At 74.4% G+C, this 18,303-nt stretch carries 19 protein-coding genes; 4 read left to right on the forward strand and 15 right to left on the reverse strand.

The window, feature by feature from the left end; all coding sequences use genetic code 11:
- Nucleotides 1-38: 38 nt before the first annotated feature.
- The 3 genes from groL to K4G22_RS10655 all read right to left on the reverse strand — a co-directional run bounded on the left by groL (nt 39) and on the right by K4G22_RS10655 (nt 3,346).
- Entirely contained in the window at nt 39-1,664 is a 1,626-nt protein-coding gene (gene groL, locus K4G22_RS10645) for a chaperonin GroEL (protein ID WP_228079647.1), read from the reverse strand.
- Between the two features lie 196 nt (nt 1,665-1,860).
- Nucleotides 1,861-2,169, reverse strand: coding sequence for a co-chaperone GroES (groES, locus tag K4G22_RS10650; RefSeq protein ID WP_062207400.1), 309 nt, complete (start codon nt 2,167-2,169; stop codon nt 1,861-1,863).
- A gap of 223 nt (nt 2,170-2,392) precedes the next feature.
- A complete protein-coding gene (locus tag K4G22_RS10655; RefSeq protein WP_228079648.1) occupies nt 2,393-3,346 on the reverse strand; it encodes a polysaccharide deacetylase family protein in 954 nt (317 codons plus the stop codon).
- Nucleotides 3,347-3,545: 199 nt separating this feature from the next.
- On the opposite strand from K4G22_RS10655, the gene K4G22_RS10660 reads away from it, so the two are divergent.
- Nucleotides 3,546-4,769 (forward strand): THUMP-like domain-containing protein, encoded by a 1,224-nt coding sequence (locus tag K4G22_RS10660; RefSeq protein WP_228079649.1) that lies wholly within the window; start codon nt 3,546-3,548, stop codon nt 4,767-4,769.
- Nucleotides 4,770-4,826: 57 nt separating this feature from the next.
- On the opposite strand, the gene K4G22_RS10665 is transcribed toward K4G22_RS10660, so the two are convergent.
- From K4G22_RS10665 to tsaB, 4 genes are read right to left on the reverse strand one after another with little or no spacing between them, the layout of a single operon-like run.
- Nucleotides 4,827-5,078 carry a hypothetical protein gene (locus K4G22_RS10665; protein WP_228079650.1) on the reverse strand — a complete coding sequence of 84 codons (252 nt, stop codon included), beginning with the start codon at nt 5,076-5,078 and terminating at the stop codon, nt 4,827-4,829.
- Nucleotides 5,078-6,133, reverse strand: coding sequence for a tRNA (adenosine(37)-N6)-threonylcarbamoyltransferase complex transferase subunit TsaD (gene tsaD, locus K4G22_RS10670; protein ID WP_228079651.1), 1,056 nt, complete (start codon nt 6,131-6,133; stop codon nt 5,078-5,080). The genes K4G22_RS10665 and tsaD overlap by 1 nt, the downstream gene beginning before the upstream one ends.
- 3 nt (nt 6,134-6,136) lie before the next feature.
- Nucleotides 6,137-6,631 (reverse strand): ribosomal protein S18-alanine N-acetyltransferase, encoded by a 495-nt coding sequence (rimI, locus tag K4G22_RS10675; RefSeq protein WP_228079652.1) that lies wholly within the window; start codon nt 6,629-6,631, stop codon nt 6,137-6,139.
- Nucleotides 6,628-7,317 (reverse strand): tRNA (adenosine(37)-N6)-threonylcarbamoyltransferase complex dimerization subunit type 1 TsaB, encoded by a 690-nt coding sequence (gene tsaB, locus K4G22_RS10680; RefSeq protein WP_228079653.1) that lies wholly within the window; start codon nt 7,315-7,317, stop codon nt 6,628-6,630. The genes rimI and tsaB overlap by 4 nt, the downstream gene beginning before the upstream one ends.
- A 126-nt stretch (nt 7,318-7,443) precedes the next feature.
- Between tsaB and K4G22_RS10685 the strand changes: the two genes are divergently transcribed.
- Nucleotides 7,444-8,052: a hypothetical protein gene (locus K4G22_RS10685; RefSeq protein WP_228079654.1), complete on the forward strand. Its 609-nt coding sequence runs from the start codon at nt 7,444-7,446 to the stop codon at nt 8,050-8,052.
- Between the two features lie 19 nt (nt 8,053-8,071).
- On the opposite strand, the gene tsaE is transcribed toward K4G22_RS10685, so the two are convergent.
- From tsaE to alr, 3 genes are read right to left on the reverse strand one after another with little or no spacing between them, the layout of a single operon-like run.
- Nucleotides 8,072-8,593, reverse strand: a complete 522-nt coding sequence (gene tsaE, locus K4G22_RS10690) for a tRNA (adenosine(37)-N6)-threonylcarbamoyltransferase complex ATPase subunit type 1 TsaE (RefSeq protein ID WP_228079655.1) — start codon at nt 8,591-8,593, stop codon at nt 8,072-8,074.
- A complete protein-coding gene (locus K4G22_RS10695; protein ID WP_228079656.1) occupies nt 8,574-9,680 on the reverse strand; it encodes an alpha/beta fold hydrolase in 1,107 nt (368 codons plus the stop codon). The genes tsaE and K4G22_RS10695 overlap by 20 nt, the downstream gene beginning before the upstream one ends.
- A 7-nt stretch (nt 9,681-9,687) precedes the next feature.
- Nucleotides 9,688-10,893, reverse strand: coding sequence for an alanine racemase (alr, locus tag K4G22_RS10700; protein ID WP_228079657.1), 1,206 nt, complete (start codon nt 10,891-10,893; stop codon nt 9,688-9,690).
- Between the two features lie 96 nt (nt 10,894-10,989).
- On the opposite strand from alr, the gene K4G22_RS10705 reads away from it, so the two are divergent.
- Nucleotides 10,990-12,468 carry an NAD(P)H-hydrate dehydratase gene (locus K4G22_RS10705; protein WP_228079658.1) on the forward strand — a complete coding sequence of 493 codons (1,479 nt, stop codon included), beginning with the start codon at nt 10,990-10,992 and terminating at the stop codon, nt 12,466-12,468.
- A gap of 1,048 nt (nt 12,469-13,516) precedes the next feature.
- On the opposite strand, the gene K4G22_RS10710 is transcribed toward K4G22_RS10705, so the two are convergent.
- Together K4G22_RS10710 and K4G22_RS10715 are read right to left on the reverse strand one after the other, a co-directional pair.
- Nucleotides 13,517-13,909 carry a holo-ACP synthase gene (locus tag K4G22_RS10710; RefSeq protein WP_228079659.1) on the reverse strand — a complete coding sequence of 131 codons (393 nt, stop codon included), beginning with the start codon at nt 13,907-13,909 and terminating at the stop codon, nt 13,517-13,519.
- Entirely contained in the window at nt 13,906-14,610 is a 705-nt protein-coding gene (locus K4G22_RS10715; RefSeq protein ID WP_228079660.1) for a glucosamine--fructose-6-phosphate aminotransferase, read from the reverse strand. Before K4G22_RS10715 ends, K4G22_RS10710 begins: the two co-directional genes overlap by 4 nt.
- On the opposite strand from K4G22_RS10715, the gene coaA reads away from it, so the two are divergent.
- A complete protein-coding gene (gene coaA, locus K4G22_RS10720) occupies nt 14,609-15,619 on the forward strand; it encodes a type I pantothenate kinase (RefSeq protein WP_425336645.1) in 1,011 nt (336 codons plus the stop codon). The genes K4G22_RS10715 and coaA overlap by 2 nt on opposite strands.
- Before the next feature lie 19 nt (nt 15,620-15,638).
- Here coaA and glmM read toward each other — a convergent pair whose 3' ends face one another.
- From glmM to rplM, 3 genes are all read right to left on the reverse strand, one after another.
- A complete protein-coding gene (gene glmM, locus K4G22_RS10725; RefSeq protein ID WP_228079662.1) occupies nt 15,639-16,997 on the reverse strand; it encodes a phosphoglucosamine mutase in 1,359 nt (452 codons plus the stop codon).
- A 121-nt stretch (nt 16,998-17,118) separates the two neighbouring features.
- The gene (gene rpsI, locus K4G22_RS10730; RefSeq protein WP_228079663.1) at nt 17,119-17,631 is read right to left on the reverse strand and encodes a 30S ribosomal protein S9; all 513 of its coding nucleotides are present in this window, start codon (nt 17,629-17,631) and stop codon (nt 17,119-17,121) included.
- Nucleotides 17,632-17,671: 40 nt separating this feature from the next.
- A complete protein-coding gene (rplM, locus tag K4G22_RS10735; RefSeq protein ID WP_062207431.1) occupies nt 17,672-18,115 on the reverse strand; it encodes a 50S ribosomal protein L13 in 444 nt (147 codons plus the stop codon).
- Nucleotides 18,116-18,303: the final 188 nt, after the last annotated feature.

Raw genomic sequence — 18,303 nt, forward strand, 5'->3', positions numbered from 1 at the left:
CTGGTCGGGGCCCGGCCGTCGTCGTGCGGAGCGCGCGGTCAGTGCGAGTGGCCGTGGCCGCCGTGGCCGCCGGACTCGGCCTCCTCTTCCTTCTTCTCCACCACCAGGGTCTCGGTGGTGAGCAGCAGGGCCGCGATGGAGGCGGCGTTCTGCAACGCGGAGCGGGTGACCTTGACCGGGTCGATCACGCCGTCCTTGACCAGGTCGCCGTAGGTGCCGGTGGCCGCGTTGTAGCCCTGGCCCTTGTCCAGCTCGGAGACCTTGGAGGTGATCACATAGCCCTCAAGGCCCGCGTTCTCGGCGATCCAGCGCAGCGGCTCGACGACCGCGCGGCGGACGATCGCCACGCCGGTGGCCTCGTCGCCGGTCTTGCCCAGGCCGTCTTCGAGCACCTTGGCCGAGTGCACCAGGGAGGCGCCACCACCGGGGACGATGCCCTCCTCGACCGCGGCGCGGGTCGCGGAGATGGCGTCCTCCAGACGGTGCTTCTTCTCCTTGAGCTCCACCTCGGTGGCCGCGCCGACGCGGATCACACACACGCCGCCGGCCAGCTTGGCGAGGCGCTCCTGGAGCTTCTCGCGGTCCCAGTCGGAGTCGGTGCCGTCGATCTCGGCCTTGATCTGCGCGACCCGGTCCTGGATCTGCGCGCTGTCGCCAGCGCCGTCCACGAGGGTGGTGTCGTCCTTGGTGACGGTGACCCGGCGGGCGGTGCCGAGCACCTCAAGACCGACCTGGTCGAGCTTGAGGCCGACCTCCTCGGAGATCACGGTGCCACCGGTGAGGGTGGCCATGTCGCCGAGCATCGCCTTGCGACGGTCGCCGAAGCCGGGGGCCTTGACCGCGACGGAGTTGAACGTGCCGCGGATCTTGTTGACGACGAGGGTGGACAGCGCCTCGCCCTCCACGTCCTCGGCGATGATCAGCAGCGGGCGGGAGCCGCCGGACTGCATGATCTTCTCCAGCAGCGGCAGCAGGTCCTGGATGGAGGAGATCTTGCCCTGGTGGATCAGGATGTAGGGGTCGTCGAGGACGGCCTCCATGCGCTCCTGGTCCGTGACCATGTAGTGCGAGAGGTAGCCCTTGTCGAAGGCCATGCCCTCGGTGAAGTCCAGGTCGAGGCCGAAGGTCTGCGACTCCTCGACGGTGATCACACCGTCCTTGCCGACCTTGTCCATGGCCTCGGCGATCAGCTCGCCGACCTGCTTGTCCTGGGCGGACAGCGCGGCGACGGCGGCGATGTCCTCCTTGGAGTCGATCGGCCGGGCGCTGGCGCGCAGATCCTCGGCGACGGCCTCGACGGCCGCGTCGATCCCACGCTTGAGACCGGAGGGGGACGCGCCGGCGGCCACGTTGCGCAGGCCCTCGCGGACCAGCGCCTGGGCCAGCACGGTCGCGGTGGTGGTGCCGTCACCAGCGATGTCGTTGGTCTTGGTGGCCACCTCCTTCACCAGCTGCGCACCGAGGTTCTCGTACGGGTCCTCCGCCTCGACCTCGCGCGCGATGGTGACGCCGTCGTTGGTGATGGTGGGGGCGCCGAACTTCTTGTCGATCACGACGTTGCGGCCCCGGGGGCCGATGGTCACCTTGACCGCGTCCGCCAGCTGGTTGACGCCGCGCTCAAGGGCCCGACGGGCGTCCTCGTCGAATTTCAGGATCTTCGCCATGGGTGGGTGTCCCTTTGTTTCCTCTTGGATCAGGCCGCGTGGATCAGGCCGCGCACCGGCCGCTGGGATTACGCCGCGCCCCGGCCCCGGCATGAGACTTCGGCACGGGATTCCGGGGCGCGACGCGACCAGGGCACGCCGTCCGGACCTTCGCGAGCTCGCGACGACCCGGACGACGCACCCTGGCGTCGGGCGCTTACTTCTCGACGATCGCGAGCACGTCGCGGGCCGAGAGGACGAGGTAGTCCTCGTTGTTGTACTTGACCTCGGTGCCGCCGTACTTGCTGTACAGCACGATGTCGCCGACCTTGACGTCGAGCGGCAGGCGGTTGCCGTCCTCGAAGCGCCCCGGGCCCACGGCCAGGACGGTGCCCTCCTGGGGCTTCTCCTTGGCGGTGTCCGGAATGACCAGGCCGGAGGCCGTGGTCTGCTCGGCGTCGAGCGGCTGGACCACGATGCGGTCCTCAAGCGGCTTGATGGCAACCTTGGAACTGGCGGTCGTCACGATCCGACCTCCCCCTTCGGAGATCTCACGGGGTTATCTGTCTGGATGGCGACCTGGAGGACCCGTCGTCGCGGGTGCCGAGTCCGCCCGTCGCACGTTCTGGCACTCCTTGAGTGAGAGTGCCAGCCACGACATTAGGCGGGAGTTAGCACTCAGTCAACTAGAGTGCCAGCGCGGCGGCCGGCGGAGGTGCCTCGGGGCGCGTTCCCGGCCCGCGTCCCGGTCAGAGATAGTCCTCAAGGCGGGCGATGGCGAAGCCCTGTTCGGTCGCCGTGTCGACCAACAGGCGGACCATGTCGGTCATATCGGCTCCCCACTCGTGCTCGCCCCTGAAGTGGGTGAGCACGATGTCGCCCGGGTGGAACTTCCCGTCGGGCCGCCCGAAGTCGATCCGGTCGGGGAACGCCTCGGCCGCCCAGAGCGGCACCAGCTCGATGCCGCAGTCGGCCGCCGCCCGCAGGGTGTTCTCGTCATAGGCGCCGTACGGCGGCCGGAAGAGCACCGGTCGGTGGCCCAACTCCTTCTCCATGATGGCCTGTTGACCACAGATCTCGGCCCGCTGCTCGGCCAGGGAGAGACGGTTCATCTCCCGGTGGTTGATGGAGTGGTTGTGCATCGCGTAGCCCTCGCGCTGGGCCTCGCGGAAGTAGCCGTAGTCGGCGCGGGCCACCTCGTCCGCCAGGAAGCCGCTGACCGGGATCTCCAGCTCGCGCAGCATGTCGAGCAGCCTCGGGTCCTTGTCGGCGCCGTCGTCGATGGTGAGGAAGATGACCTTCTGGTCCGTCGGCACCTGGACGATCACCGGCGGCAGGCCCTCGCCGGTCAGATGTCCCGGCTCGCTGGTGAGGCGGGGCTTCTCCTTGGGGGGCACGGGAGCGCGCAGCGGCGCGTGGCGCAGTTTCCACGCCTTGACGGCCGCCCCCCGGCTCGCTTCGGCGCGTTGCAACCGCTCGGCGTACGCCCCCAGCGACTCCGCGATACCGGGCGCCTGGACACGCTGCGGCGCGCCGAGGGCCAGCTCGCCGAGCGCGGCGGGGGCGACGGCCTCGGCGGTGAGGGCGCGCCAGCGCGGCGCCTCGTCCGGTGGGTCGGGACGGAACGGAGGCGGCAGTCCGACGCCCGAGCAGACCACGGCGAGTATCGTCGCGCCGCCCAGCGCGCCGTAGCGGCGCAGCACCGCGCGGGCCCGGACCGAGGCCGGGCGCCCGGGCGGCCGGCCCTCCTCGCGGGGCTTGGCGTGGCGCGGGGTCCTGACCTTGGGACGGAACCGATCCAGCCATTCATTTTGTCCTACTTGTCTGATTAGCTTCATGGTTCGGGATGCTGCCACCGCTTCCGACGACTCCCCCGCAGCCCGTCCCGACGGCGGGGGCAGAATGACCCGGGTGGCCCCACCTCCCCCAGCCCCCGCCGACCCCCCGCACGCGACCGAGACCTTCGGCGCCCTGCTCACCGAACCCGGCCAGCGGCTGCTCGACGAGCTCCGCTCGATCACCCCGGCCGAGGAGCTGTCCGCCGCGACCCGGCTGCGCCGGGAGCACCCGCCCGAACTGGTCGCCGCCGCGCTGGGCCAGGCCCGGCTGCGGCAGCGGGCCGCCGCCAAGTTCGGCGCCGACGCCGCGCTGATGTACTTCACCCCCGACGGCGTGGAACAGGCCACCCGAAGCGAGGTCGCCGCGTGGCGCGCCGCCAGGCTCGCCGGCGCGGGCGGGGCGCGGGTGGCCGATCTGTGCTGTGGCGTCGGCGGCGACGCGATCGCGCTGGCGCGCGCAGGGGCGCGGGTCCTGGCCGTCGACCGCTCCCCGCTGACCTGCGCCGTCGCCCGCGCCAACGCGGCGGCGCTCGGCCTGGCCGACCGGATCGAGGTGCGCGAGGCCGCCGTCGAAGCCGCCGTCGAGGACCTGGAGGTGGGCGGCTTCGACGCGGCCTTCGTCGATCCCGCCCGACGCGGCGGCCGGGGCCGGGTCTTCGACCCCGAGGGCTACTCCCCGCCGCTGTCCTGGGCGACCGCGCTCGCCGCCCGGCTGCCGCGCGCCGCGCTGAAGATCGCGCCAGGCGTGCCGCACGAGGCGATCCCGGCGGCGGCCGAGGCCGAATGGGTCTCCCACCGGGGCGAGGTCAAGGAGGCGGTGCTGTGGTTCGGCGCCGGCGCCGCGCCCGGCACCCGCCGGGCCACCGTGCTGCCGGGCGGGCACAGCCTGACGGGCGCCCCCGAGCCGGCGCCGGCCGGCGAGCCGGGACGCTATCTCTACGAGCCGGACGGCGCGGTGATCAGGGCCGGCCTGGTCGGCGCGGTGGCCGAAACGTTGGACGCCCGGCTGCTGGACCCGAGCATCGCCTATCTGACCTGCGACCGGCCGGCCGCCACCCGCTACGCGACCGGCTACGAGATCACCGATGTGCTGCCGTTCCACCTCAAGCGGCTGCGGGCGCTGGTGCGGGAGCGGGACATCGGCACCCTCACCGTCAAGAAGCGCGGCTCGCCGCTCACTCCCGAGGAGCTGCTGCGCCGCGTCAAACCACGCGGTCGCGGGACCGCCACCGTCTTCCTCACCCGTGTGGCCGGCGCCCCCAGCATGCTCATCGGGCACCCGCTGTAGCCCGTGCGACGCCCGGCCGCACGCCCCCGGCCGGGGCGGTGGTCGGTCGGTCGTGGTTCAGGAGGGGACGGGGGTGAAGCGCCAGTGGTGGGGTGGGCGGGCGAGCAAGGTGGGTGGGGGGGAAGGGAGTTCGGGCAGGTCGGGGTGATCGTTCGGCCACCAGGTGAGCACCAGCACCCGGTCGCCGGGCGCGGTGAACGTCTCCCGGCGCTCGGGCGGCGGGTCGAGGCGCTGGGCGCGGGCCCAGGCCAGCAGTTCGGCGCCGCGTCCCGGGGCGGCCTTCGCCTCCCACATCAGGGTGACCGCCATCAGCGGGTCACCCCGGCCGGGGCCAGCGGTTCGGTGACCGGGAGGGAGGAGTCGGCCGGCAGGCCGAGCGCGGACGGGGGGCGGTTTCTGGCCACCATCTCCGCGCCCAGCGCGGCGACCATCGCCCCGTTGTCGGTGCACAGCCCCGGGCGGGGCACCCGCAGCGTGATGCCGGCGGCGGCGCACCGCTCCTCGGCCATCGCGCGCAGCCGCGTGTTGGCGGCGACCCCGCCGCCGATCATCAGATGGTCCACACCCTCGGCGCGGCAGGCGCGGATCGCCTTGCGGGTCAGCACATCGGTGACCGCCTCCTGGAAGGAGGCCGCCACATCGGCGACCGGCACGTCGACACCGGCCCTGCGCTGGGTCTCCACCCAGCGCGCGACCGCCGTCTTCAGCCCGGAGAACGAGAAGTCGAACGGCGCGTCCCTCGGCCCGGTCAGCCCACGGGGGAACGCGATGGCGGCCGGATCCCCGCGCCTGGCCTCGCGGTCGATCGCGGGGCCGCCGGGGAAGCCGAGCCCCAGCACCCTGGCGACCTTGTCGAACGCCTCGCCAGCCGCGTCGTCGATGGTGGCGCCCAACGGGCGGACGTCCGTGGTGATGTCGGGCGCCAGCAGCAGCGAGGAGTGGCCGCCCGAGACCAGCAGCGCCATCGTCGGCTCGGGCAGCGGGCCGTGTTCCAGCTGGTCGACGCAGATGTGCGACGCCAGGTGGTTGACCCCGTAGAGCGGCTTGTCCAGGGCGTAGGCGTACGCCTTGGCCGCCGAGACGCCGACCAGCAGCGCGCCGGCGAGCCCGGGCCCTGCGGTGACCGCGACCCCGTCCAGATCGCTCGCCGCGACCCCGGCCTCGGCCAGGGCCCGTTCGATGGTGGGGACCATCGCCTCCAGATGCGCCCGGCTGGCGATCTCCGGCACCACGCCGCCGTAGCGGGCGTGTTCGTCGACGCTGGAGGCGACGGCGTCGGCCAGCAGCGTGGTCCCCCTGACCACGCCGACGCCCGTCTCGTCGCAGGAGGTCTCGATGCCCAGGACCAGTGGTTCGTCAGCCATTCCTCAGGACTTCCCTCGTGTCGCCTCGGGGGCGAGTTCCTTGCGCATCACCAGCGCGTCCCGGTTGCCGGGCTGGTAGTAGCCCCGGCGCACGCCGATCTGTCGGAAGCCGAAGCGGGTGTAGAGCCGCTTGGCCGGTTCGTTGTCCACCCGGACCTCCAGCATGACCTCGCGGCAGCCGAAGGCGCCGGCGCTCTCGATCAGCCGGGTCAGCAGCCTCGCCCCGAGCCCGGTGCCCTGGTGGGCCCCCGTGACGGCGATGCTCATCACCTCGGCGGTGTCCCCCGCGACGCCGAGGCCCGCGTAGCCGGCCAGGCCCACCTCGTCCGCCGCGTCGGCCACCAGATACTCCCTGGTCGGCTCGGGGCCGCCGGCGCCGGCCAGTTCGGACCAGAACATGCCCGCCGACCAGGCGTCCTGGGCGAACAGCTCCGCCTCAAGGGCCAGCACGGGCTCGATGTCCCACCAGCGCATCGCGCGCAGCACGACCTCCGTCATCGGCGGGCGACCGCTTCGGCCGGCGGCGGGGTGACGGCCTTGTAGCCGGCCGGCTCCCTGGCGTCCGGGCGGCGCAGATAGAGCGGCTGGGGCGCGTCAAGATCCTCGCCGGCCGCGAGCCGGCGCGCGGCGAGAGCGGCCAGCGCGCCCGCCGAGGCGTGCGCCGGCAGATCGGGTCGCGCGCCGGGGAAGGAGTCCGGGTAGAGCGCCCCGCCGGCGCCCACCACCGGGCGGCCCGCGACCCGTTCGGCGATCTCGGCCGGCTTGTCGACGGCCGGGCCTTCGAGGCGGGTCACGGCGTCCGCGTAGCCGGCCCAGTAGACCTCCTTGCGGCGGGCGTCCGTCGCCACCACGAACGGCTCGTCGAGACCGGCGGCGAACGCGACGCCGTCCAGCGTGCAGACGCCGTACACCGGCAGCGAACGGGCCGCGCCCAGCGCCGCCGCCGTCACCAGGCCGACCCGCAGCCCCGTGTAGGGCCCGGGCCCGGTGCCGGCGACCAGCCCCGTGACCTCGTCGAGCCCGCGCCCGGCCTCGGTCAGCACCCGGTCGACGGCCGGCATCAGCAACTCCCCGTGTCTGCGGGCGTCCACCCGCTCCACGGCGGCGAGGACGCGGTCCGCGTCCGCGTCGAACAGGGCGACCGTGACGGCCGGGGTGGCGGTGTCCATGGCGAGCAGCAGCACGCAGCAAGCGTACGGCTCCGCCGGGGGGCCGCCGACGCCTGGTAGCGTCGACGGGCGCGGAACCGCATCCGCGCGTCCGACCCGTCGCGAAGGCGGCGTCCGCATCGCGAAAGGCGGCAACGAACCGTGGCGCGCCACAGCTCAGGCTCAAGCTCCGGTGTCTTCGTCACCGCACTGACCGCCGCGGCGCTCGCCGTCGTCGGCTTCTTCGCGTACCAGGCGTCGGCCGCCGACAACTGGCCGCCCAGCACGCCCGCCGCGCCGCCCGCCGAGGAGACCGAGGGCGGCAGCGACAACGCGGACGGCGGCGCCGATGGCGGCGTCGTGGACGAACAGCCGGCGCTGCCGGCCGAGTCGGGCGAGGGCCGCCGCGTGGTGTACGCGCTGGAGCAGCGGCGCATCTGGCTGGTCGACGAGAGCGAGGACGGCACGGGCGAGGCCGTCACCAGGACGTACGAGGTCTTCCCCAGCTCCCAGAGCCCGGATCCCGGCAGCTATGCCATCACCTCCCGCTGGGAGCAGGGCACCGGCTCCGACGGGGTGGCGATCGAGCACTCGGTGATCTTCCACACGGCCGACGACGGAACGGTGTTCGGCTTCTCGGCGGCGGTCGACGGCTCCACGCCCAACCCCGAGGCCAGCCAGCGCACCGGCGCCGTCCGTCAGACGCGCGCCGACGGCGAGGTGATGTGGGAGTTCGCCACCGAGGGCTCCGTCGTCGTGGTGGTGCCCTGATCCGGGAAGCCGGGGCCGGTCAGCCGGCCAGGCCGGCCGCCAGGTCCACGCCCTGCCAACGGGGGCCGACGGCCCGGAAGGTGACCTCGCGGGGGTCTTCGGCGCCCTCGCCGGCGGGGGCCTGTGTCAGGGCGCGGTGGATCACCACGTGCAGCCGGTCGTCGGCCAGCTCCTCGACGCGGTCCTCGCCCCACTCCACCACCACCACCGACTCCGGCAGCGCCACGTCCAGGTCGAGGTCCGCCATCTCGTCCAGGCCGCCGCCGAGACGGTAGGCGTCCACATGGACCAGCGGCGGCCCCCCGGCGAGCGGGGGGTGCACCCTGGCGATCACGAAGGTGGGCGAGGTGACGGCGCCCCGCACCCCGAGCCCGGCGCCGAGGCCCCGGGCGAGTGTGGTCTTGCCGGCGCCCAACTCCCCGCTCAGCAGCACCAGATCACCGGCCCTCAGCAGGCCGGCCAGCCGCCGGCCAAGATCGGTCATCTCCTCCGGCGTCGGCACGGTGCGGCGCGTGGACGTCTCAGTCAGCTGGTGGCCCATGGGAGCCGATGCTACGCGCGAGCAGCTCGGCGAGGTGCGCGTTCACCAGCTCGGGAGCCTCAAGCGGCACCAGATGGCCGGCGCCCGGCAGCGTCACCGAGGTGGCGACCGGCAGCTCGGCGGCGATCCGCTCGCTGTGCGCGGGCGGCGTGATCTCGTCCAGGGAGCCGACCAGCACCAGCGTCGGCAGCTCCTCGGCGAGCGCGCGCAGCGTGGTCAGCGCGTCCCAGGTGGCGTGTTCGGCGAACGCCGGATAGAACTCGGCGACCACATCGATCGGCACCGACTCGATGAGCCGCTCGGCGAACCTGGCGACACCAGGGTCGACCTGGTCGGGATCGCCGAAGGAGTAGCGGCGGATCAGCCCGGCGTAGAGGTCGCCGACCGTGCGGCGCCCCCGTTCCACCAGCTCGGCCTGGGAGCCGAGGGCGCGCAGCACCCCGGGCAGCACCCGGCGAGCGGCGCGCACGGCGAGCGGCGGGAAGCCGTAGGTGACCTCGCCCAGATCGCCTGCCGAGGTGCTCAGCAGGGCGACGCCGGCGACCCGGCGGGCGACCAGGTCGGGGAAGCGCTGCACCAACGCCAGCACCGTCATGCCGCCCATCGAGTGCCCGACGAGCACGATCGGCCCCTCGGGCGCGGCGGCGTCCAGCACCGCGCGCAGATCGCGGCCCAACTGGTCGATGGGCAACGGCTCCCCGCGCTCCCGTTGCGCGCGCCCGGGCGCGGAACGCCCGTGCCCGCGCTGGTCCCAGTAGACGGCGCGCACCCGGCCGCGCAGCGCGGCGCGTTGGAAGTGCCACACGTCCTGGCTGAGGCAGTAGCCGTGGCAGAACACCACGGTCGGTGCCCCCGTCCGACCGACGTCGGCTATCTCGTCCGTCTCGTAGTGCAGCGGGGTGCCGTCGTCGGCGATCGCCGTGCCCGGGGTGCCGCGCAGGCCGCCGAACGGGCCGGCCGCGTCCAGCGCCTGCCGGGCCTGGCGGCGCACCGAACGGCTGACGGTGAGCCGTTCCACGGCGACCGTGGTGGCCACGGCGCCCAGCGCGACGCCGGCTATCCCGACCCGCCTCGCCCAACCGTTCACCTGGCGCTCACCCCGCCGGCTCCCCCGGCGCCGGCTCGACCCCGTGGTAGACGCGGGGGACGCGCGGCCCGATCCGGGTGACGATCTCGTAGCCGATGGTGCCCACGGCGCGCGCCCAGTCCTCCGCCGTCGGCTCGCCCCGGTCGCCCGGGCCGAAGAGCAGCGCCTCGTCGCCGACCCGCGCGGTGTCCCCGCCGAGGTCCACCACGAACTGGTCCATCGCGACCCGCCCCGCCACCGTGCGCCACTTCCCGGCGACCAGCACGGGGCCGCTGCCCGACGCGTGCCGGGGGACGCCGTCCGCGTAGCCGGCCGGCACCAGCGCCAGGGTGGTCGGGCCAGGGGTGGTGTAGTGGTGGCCGTAGCTGACGCCGTGCCCGCCCGGCACCCGCTTGACGGCGGCCAGCGCGGCGCGCAGCGTCATCACCGGGCGCAGGCCGAAGTCCTCGGGGGTGCCGACCTCGGCGGACGGCGAGAGGCCGTAGATCGAGACGCCGGTCCGCACCAGGTCGTAGTGCGCGTCCGGCAGGGTCAACGTGCCGGGCGAGTTCGCCAGATGGCGCACCTCGGGGCGGAGCCCGGCCCGCTCGGCGGTGGCCAACGCCTCGGCGAACACGGTCTGTTGGGCTTTGATCGACGGATGCCCCGGCTCGTCGGCGCAGGCCAGGTGCGACCAGAGCCCGGTGACGCTGACCTCGCCCGACGCCTCGGCGGCGCGCGCAGCGGCGACCAGCGCCGGCCAGTCGGCCGGCGGGGCGCCGTTGCGGCCGAGACCGGTGTCCGCCTTGAGCTGCACCCTGGCCGGCCGGCCGGCCGCGCGGGCGGCCTCGACGGCGGCTTCCAGCGCCCAGAGGCCGCTGACGGAGACGTCGATATCGGCCTCGACCGCCTGCCGCCAGGGCCCTTCGGGCGTCCACAGCCAGCACAGCACCCGGCCCCGGTCGCCGGCCGCGCGCAGCGCGAGCGCCTCCGCCGGCGTCGCCGTGCCCAGCCAACCGGCGCCGGCGGCGCGGGCGGCGCGGGCGCACGGCACCATGCCGTGGCCATAGCCGTCGGCCTTGACCACGGCCATCAGTTCGGCGCCGCCGGTCAGCCGGCCGCGCAGCGCGCGCACGTTGGAACGCAGGGCGGCCAGGTCGATGTCCGCGCGGAGCGCGGCACTCCGAGCCGGCGCTGCGGGCCCCGCGGGCGCGGTGGGTGCGTCGTCGTTCATCGCCCACCAGTGTCGCAGGAGCCCGCCGCGCGCGGGGACCCCTCCCGCTGGTGCGGGGCCGTGCCGGCGCGGTGCGCGGGGGCCAGACTGGGTCCCATGAGGACTGCTTACCGAGCCGAGACCGTGCGCGACGCCGAACACGCCCTGCTGGCGCGGCTCCCCGAAGGCACGTTGATGGACCGGGCCGCCGCCGGTCTCGCCGCCGTCTGCGCCGGGCTGCTCAGGGCCGGTGGGCGGCGCGCCGCCCACCGGGTGGTGCTGCTGGTCGGCAGCGGCGACAACGGGGGCGACGCGCTCTATGCCGGCGCCCGGCTGACCCGGCGCGGCGTCGGCGTGACGGCGCTGCTGCTGACCCCCGACCGGGCGCATCGGGGCGGTCTTGCCGCGCTGCGCGCCGCCGGCGGGCGGAGCCTTGAGGTCGCGGACGCGGCCGACGCGGAGCTGACCGCGCTGCTGGGGCGGGCCTCGCTGGTGGTGGACGGGATCGTCGGCATCGGCGGCAGGGGCGGACTGCGGCCGGCCGCCGCCGAGTTGGCGCGGCTGGTGGCCGGGAGCGGGGCGCCGGTGGTCGCCGTGGACCTGCCCAGCGGGGTGAACGCCGACACGGGCGAGGTGACGGGCCCCGCCGTGCGCGCCACCACGACGGTCACCTTCGGCACCCACAAGCCGGGGCTGCTGATCGACCCGGCGCGCGACCACGCCGGCGAGGTGCTGCTGGTGGACATCGGCCTCGGGCCGCTGCTGCCGGCCGAGCCCGAGGTGGCGGCGCTGACCGCGGCGGAGGTCGCCGCGCTGCTGCCCCGCCCCACGGGGGAGAGCGACAAGTACCGGCGCGGCGTGCTCGGCGTCGCCGCCGGCTCGGCCCGCTACCCGGGCGCCGCGGTGCTCACCGTCGGCGGCGCGCTGCACGGCGGCGTCGGCGCCGTCCGGTACGCGGGGCCCGCCTGCGACGCGGTGATCGCCCGCTACCCGGAGGCGCTGGTCACCTCGGGCACGCCGGCCGAGGCGGGCCGGGTGCAGGCGTGGGCGGTGGGCCCCGGGCTCGGCGACCGCCCTGACGCGGCGCGGGTGCTGGACGAGGCGCTGGCCGCCGATGTGCCGCTGTTGCTGGACGCCGACGCGCTGCACGGCCTGGACGAGGCCAGGGTCCGCGCCCGCTCGGCGCCGACCCTGCTCACCCCGCACGCGGGCGAGGCGGCGGCGCTGCTCGGCCGCGACCGAGCCCGGGTGGAGAGCCAACGATTGGCCTCCGTCCGGGAGTTGGCGGAGCGCTTCGGGGCTACCGCGCTGCTGAAGGGCTCCACCACGGTGATCGCCGGCCCCGCCGGCGGCCCGGTGCTGGTCAACGACACCGGCACCCCCTGGCTGGCGACCGCCGGCAGCGGGGACGTCCTCTCGGGCCTGGCCGGCGGGCTGTTGGCCGCCGGCCTCCCGGCCAGGGAGGCGGCGGCGGTGGCCGCCCACCTCCACGGCCGCGCCGGCCGCCGGGCCCCCCTCCCCCCGACGGCCTCCACCCTCACGGAGAGCCTCCCCACGGTCTGGCGCGAGCTGCTGGACGACCGCCGAGACGGTTGAGCCGCGGTGCGCTTGCCGCGCGATGCGCTTGCCACGCGGGCTTGGCGGCGGCAGGTGGCCACGGGACGAGGACCGGCTCGGCAACGGTGCGCTCGCCACGCAGTGCGCTCGCCGCGCGGGCTTGGCAGCGAGGCCAGCAGTGCGCTCGCCACGCGATGCGCTTGCCACGCGGGCTTGGCGGCGGAGCCGGCGGTGCGCTCGCCACGCGATGCGCTTGCCGCGCGGGCTTGGCGGCGGCAGGTGGCCACGGGACGAGGACCGGCTCGGCAGCCGTGCGCTCGCCACGCGATGCGCTCGCCACGCGGGCTGAGCGGCGGCAGGTGGCCACGGGACGAGGACCGGCTCGGCAGCCGTGCGCTCGCCACACGGTGCGCTTGCCGCGCGGGCTGAGCGGCGGAGCCAGCGGCAGCAAGGGCGAGCAGGCCCGACAACACCGGCGCACGGCCCACGCAGGAGCGGTCACCACGCCGCGTGCCCTGCCGGCCGAGCGAAGCGCCGCCCGCGCGGGGCGGGCGGCCGACTACCTGAACCGGCCGCCGAAGCGGCCCAACCCAACCGCCCCGCACGACGGACACCCGGCCCGCCCGCCGAGCGAAGCGCTGCCCACGCGGGCAAGCGAGGCGCGGGGCGGACGGCCGACCATCTGAAGCGGTCCAACCCCGCCACCCGTGCGGGGCCGGCAACGGCAGGTGGCCGGCGGCGCGCTTGACGCATGAGCCGTCAACCATCGAGCGCACAGACCCGACAGCGCGCGCCACACCGGCCGGACAACAGCAAGTAGCCGCCCCCGGAGCCAACGACACCAAGGCCGCAGGCCCGCGCAGGAGCGGTCACCACGCCGCGTGCCCTGCCGGCCGGGCGAAGCGCCGCCCGCGCGGGGCGGGCGGCCGACTACCTGAACCGGCCGCCGAAGCGGCCCAACCCAACCGCCCCGCACGACGGACACCCGGCCCGCCCGCCGAGCGAAGCGCTGCCCACGCGGGCAAGCGAGGCGCCGCCCGCCCGAACCGGCCCGACGCCACCGCCCGCGCGGCGGCGGGTGGGTGGCCTAGCCGGCCGCGGGCCGACCGGTTTCGCCCTCGGCGATCACCACGGCCGAGGCGATCCCCGCGTCGTGGCTGAGCGAGATGTGCCAGCCGGTGACGCCCAGCGCCTCGGCGCGGGCCGCGACCGTGCCGCGCACCTCAAGGCGCGGGCGGCCCGAGTCGGTCTGGATCACCTCGGCGTCCGTCCAGCGCAGCCCGCCGGGCGCGCCCAGCGCCTTGGCCAGGGCCTCCTTCGCGGCGAACCTGGCGGCCAGCGAGGCGACGCCGCGCCGTTCACCGCCGGGCAGCCACAGCTCCGCCTCGACGAAGAGCCGGCGTGCCAACCCCGGTGTCCGGTCAAGGGATCGGCCGAAGCGTTCGATCTCGGCCACGTCGATGCCCACGCCCACGATCATGCGCGCAGCACGCCCCCCTCCGCGTCGGTGATCTCGCACCCGACCTCGTCCCACTCCCGGCGCAGCAGCACGACCTGCTCGCCGGGGGTGCCGTCGAGGCGGAGCACCTCCCCGGTGGGCTGGGCGGCGAACGCCGCCTCGTCCGAGGCGACCAGCGCCTCGCCCACGCCGAGGCCGACCGTCAGCGGCAGCCCGCGTCGGGCCGCGACCAGCGTGTCGGGGGCGTCCGCGTGCAGGGCCAGCAGCGCGAAGTCGCCGCGCAGCGCGCGGCAGACCTGGCGCATCGCCTCGGCGGGATCGGCGGCGGACGAGAACGCCTCGGCGAAGAGGTGCGCCCCCGCCTCGCCGGGGTCGCCCCCGCGCATGGCGTGGCCCCTGGCCGTCAACTCGGCGGTCAGAGCGGGGAGGTTGACCACCTCGCCGGCCAGCGCGACGGCGACCCGCCCCGCCTCGTCCAGCTGGGGCCTGCCGGCCAGGCCGAGGCCGCAGCCGCCGCTGGGCAGCGGGCGCAGCCGCAGCGCCTCGTCCAGGGCGGCCAGGGGCCCGTCGGCGACGCAGGTCCCGAGGCCACCGCCGTCGGCCAGCACCGCGACGCCCCAGCCGCCCGCCGCCGGCTCGCCCGGCGGGCCGAGACCGGCCAGCTGGGCGAGCACCACATCGAGGGCCGACCGCACACCCGTGTATCCGACGATCCCGCACATGTCGGCAGCGTATCGGGGGCGCCGCACGGCGCGTGGAGCCGGACGGAACAATGGGCGGGTGGCCACCTCACCGTCGTCCCGGCGCCCCGCACGCCCGACCCCCTACGTCGACCTGTCCCGCGCCGCCTGGAGCCGTCCACCGGACGGCGGGACCCCGCCGCTCAGCGCCGAACACGTGGAAAGGCTGCGCGGCCTCGGGGACGTGATCGGCCTGGAGGAGGTCAGGGAGGTCTACCTGCCGCTGGCCGATCTGCTGCGGCTGCACATCGACGCCGCGCGCCAGCTGCGCGGCCGGGTCGGCGCCTTCCTGGGCGGCCCGCAGCCGGCGACCCCGTTCGTGGTGGGGATCGCCGGCAGCGTGGCGGTCGGCAAGTCCACGGTGGCCAGGCTGCTGCGCGCGCTGCTGGCGCAGGGCCCGGAGGGGTACCGGGTCGCGCTGGTGCCGACCGACGGGTTCCTGCTGCCCAACGCCGAGTTGGAACGGCGCGGGCTGCTGCGCCGCAAGGGCTTCCCCGAGTCCTACGACCGGCGCGCGCTGACCCGGTTCGTGGCGGAGGTCAAATCGGGCCGCGCCGAGGTGCGCGCCCCGGTGTACTCGCATCTGGTGTACGACATCGTGCCGGGTGAACGGGAGGCCGTCCGGGCGCCCGACATCCTGATCCTCGAAGGGCTCAACGTGCTCCAGCCGGCGCCGCCAGGACGGCTCGGGGTCGCCGACTACTTCGATTTCTCGGTGTATGTGGACGCCAGCACGGCGGACATCGAGAGCTGGTATCTCCAGCGTTTCCTCGCGCTTCGGGCCACCGCGTTCCGCGATCCGCGTTCCTATTTCCGAAAGTACGCGGAACTCTCCGAGGAAAAGGCGTTGAACTTCGCGACGGACACCTGGCGGGAGGTCAACGAGCCCAATCTGGTGGACAATATCGCGCCGACCAGGGGCCGCGCCTCGCTGGTGCTGCGCAAGGGGCCGGACCACGCGGTGCACGGGCTGCGGCTGCGGAAGCTGTGAACGAACACCACGTGAAAGCTCAGCCCAGCGCCGACTTGACCACATCGGCGAGGCCGGCCGCGACCGCCCGCGCCTGCGCGGCGTCCGCCGCCTCCACCATGACCCGCACCAGCGGCTCGGTGCCCGAGGGCCGCAGCAGCACCCGGCCCGTCTCGCCGAGCTGCCGCTCGGCCTCGGCCACCGCCTCGGCCAGCTCGCGGCTCTCGGCGACCCGGCCCCTGTCGACGTCCCGCACGTTGATCAGCACCTGCGGCAGCCGCTCCATCACGCCGGCCAGCTCCGCCAGCGGGCGGCGGGTGGCGGCGACCCTGGCGGCCAGCAGCAGCCCGGTGAGGGAGCCGTCGCCCGTGGTCGCGTGGTCCAGCACGATCACATGGCCGGACTGCTCGCCGCCGAGCGAGTAGCCGCCGCGCTTCATCTCCTCCAGCACATAGCGGTCGCCCACCGCGGTCTGCTTGAGCAGCAGCCCCTCGCGCTCCATGGCCAGGGTGAAGCCCAGGTTGGACATCACGGTGGCGACCACGGTGTTGTGCCGCAGCGTGCCGGCCTCCCGCATCGCCAGGCCCAGCACGGCGAGGATCTGGTCCCCGTCGACCTCGGCGCCGTCGCCGTCGACGGCCAGGCAGCGGTCCGCGTCGCCGTCGACCGCGATGCCGAGGTCGGCGCTGTGGCTGAGCACCGCGTCCCGCAGATGGTCGAGGTGGGTGGAGCCGCAGCCGTCGTTGATGTTGAGCCCGTCGGGCTTGGCGCCGATGCTGATCACGTCGGCGCCGGCGCGGGCGAACGCCTCGGGCGCGACCCTGGAGGCGGCGCCGTGGGCGGTGTCGATGACGACCTTGAGGCCGTCGATCCGGTTGGGCAGCACGCCCACCAGGTGCGACACATAGCCGTCGAAGCCCTCGGTGTACTCGGTGACCCGGCCCACGCCCGCGCCCACCGGGCGGTCCCAGGACTGGCCGGCCGCGTGGTCCCGGTAGCAGGTCTCGATCCGGTCCTCCAGATCGTCGGCCAGCTTGTGGCCGCCCCTGGCGAAGAACTTGATCCCGTTGTCCGGCATCGGGTTGTGGCTCGCGGAGAGCATCACGCCGAAGTTGGCGCCCAGCGCACCCGTCAGATACGCCACAGCGGGCGTCGGCAGCACGCCGACCCGCAGCACGTCGACGCCGGCGGAGGCGAGACCGGCGACCACGGCCGCTTCGAGGAACTCGCCCGAGGCGCGGGGGTCGCGGCCCACCACCGCGGTCGGTCGGCGGCCGTCGGGACTCTTCGAGCCGGTCAGCACCTGCGCCGCGGCGACCGACAGGCCGAGCGCCAGCTCGGCCGTCAGATCCTCGTTGGCGACACCGCGTACACCGTCCGTACCGAAGAGTCGTCCCACTGTTCTTTCCTCCGAGTTCACCCGCGCGGCCCGTGACCTTAATGCCCTGTCGACCCTATAAAAGGGGGCGCCCCGGCAGCACGGAAGTGCTGCCGGGGCGTTTGCAAAATCCTGCCAGCGATTACCGCTTGCTGTACTGCGTCCCCTTACGGGCCTTCTTCAGACCGGCCTTCTTCCGCTCCACCGCACGGGCGTCACGGGTCAGGAAGCCGGCCTTCTTCAGCGCACCGCGGTTGTTCTCCACGTCCGCCTCGTTGAGCGCGCGGGACACGCCGAGGCGCAGCGCGCCGGCCTGGCCCGAGATGCCGCCGCCCGCGATCCGGGCGACCACGTCGTAGCGCTCGTCGAGCTCCAGCACCTTGAACGGCTCGTTCACGGACTGCTGGTGCACCTTGTTGGGGAAGTACCCCTCCAGCGTGCGGCCGTTGATGCGCCACTTGCCGGAGCCGGGGACGATCCGGACCCGGGCGATGGCGTTCTTGCGGCGGCCGGTGCCGGCGCCGGGGAGCGGGTCACCGAAGCGGGCGTTCAGCTCCTCACCGGAGGCGGCGAACTCCTCGCCCGTGCTCTCGGTGGTGTACTCCTGAACCTCGGGGACCTCGGCGTCCAGGTTCTCGGGGGTGGTCTCGGCCACGATTCTCCTCAGATTCTCTTCGCTTGGGGCTGTGGCCGGACTACTGCGCGACCTGGGTGATCTCGAACGGCACAGGGCGCTGAGCCGCGTGCGGGTGGTCGGGGCCTGCGTAGACCTTCAGCTTCGAGAGCATCTGACGGCCCAGGGTGTTCTTGGGGAGCATCCCCTTGACGGCCTTCTCCACCGCGCGCTCCGGGTTCTGCTCCAGCAGGTCCCCGTAGCGCACCGAGCGGAGACCGCCCGGGTAGCCGGAGTGGCGGTAGGCGAGCTTCTGGGTCCGCTTGTTGCCGGACAGGTGCACCTTGTCGGCGTTGACGATGATGACGAAGTCACCGGTGTCAACGTGCGGCGCGTACACCGGCTTGTGCTTGCCCCGCAGAAGGGTGGCGGCCTGGGAGGCCAGTCGGCCCAGGACGACATCGGCAGCGTCAATGACGTGCCACTGACGTTGGACGTCGCCTGGCTTGGGGCTGTACGTACGCACGGGTCGTAGCCTTCGCTTTTCAGTGAGTGGTTCCTGACAAGGCCACCTGGCGAGCGGACAGGATTGGTCGTTCTCCGGTGACGCAACCGGGTACTTGACCCCTGGCAACCATCCTGGTGGACCGGCGCTGGGCCCCTCACGTGAGATAGAGCAAGCCAAACGCATTATCGACCAGGCAGAATACCGCG

The organism is Streptomyces profundus (assembly GCF_020740535.1).
Lineage (GTDB): Bacteria > Actinomycetota > Actinomycetes > Streptomycetales > Streptomycetaceae > Streptomyces > Streptomyces profundus.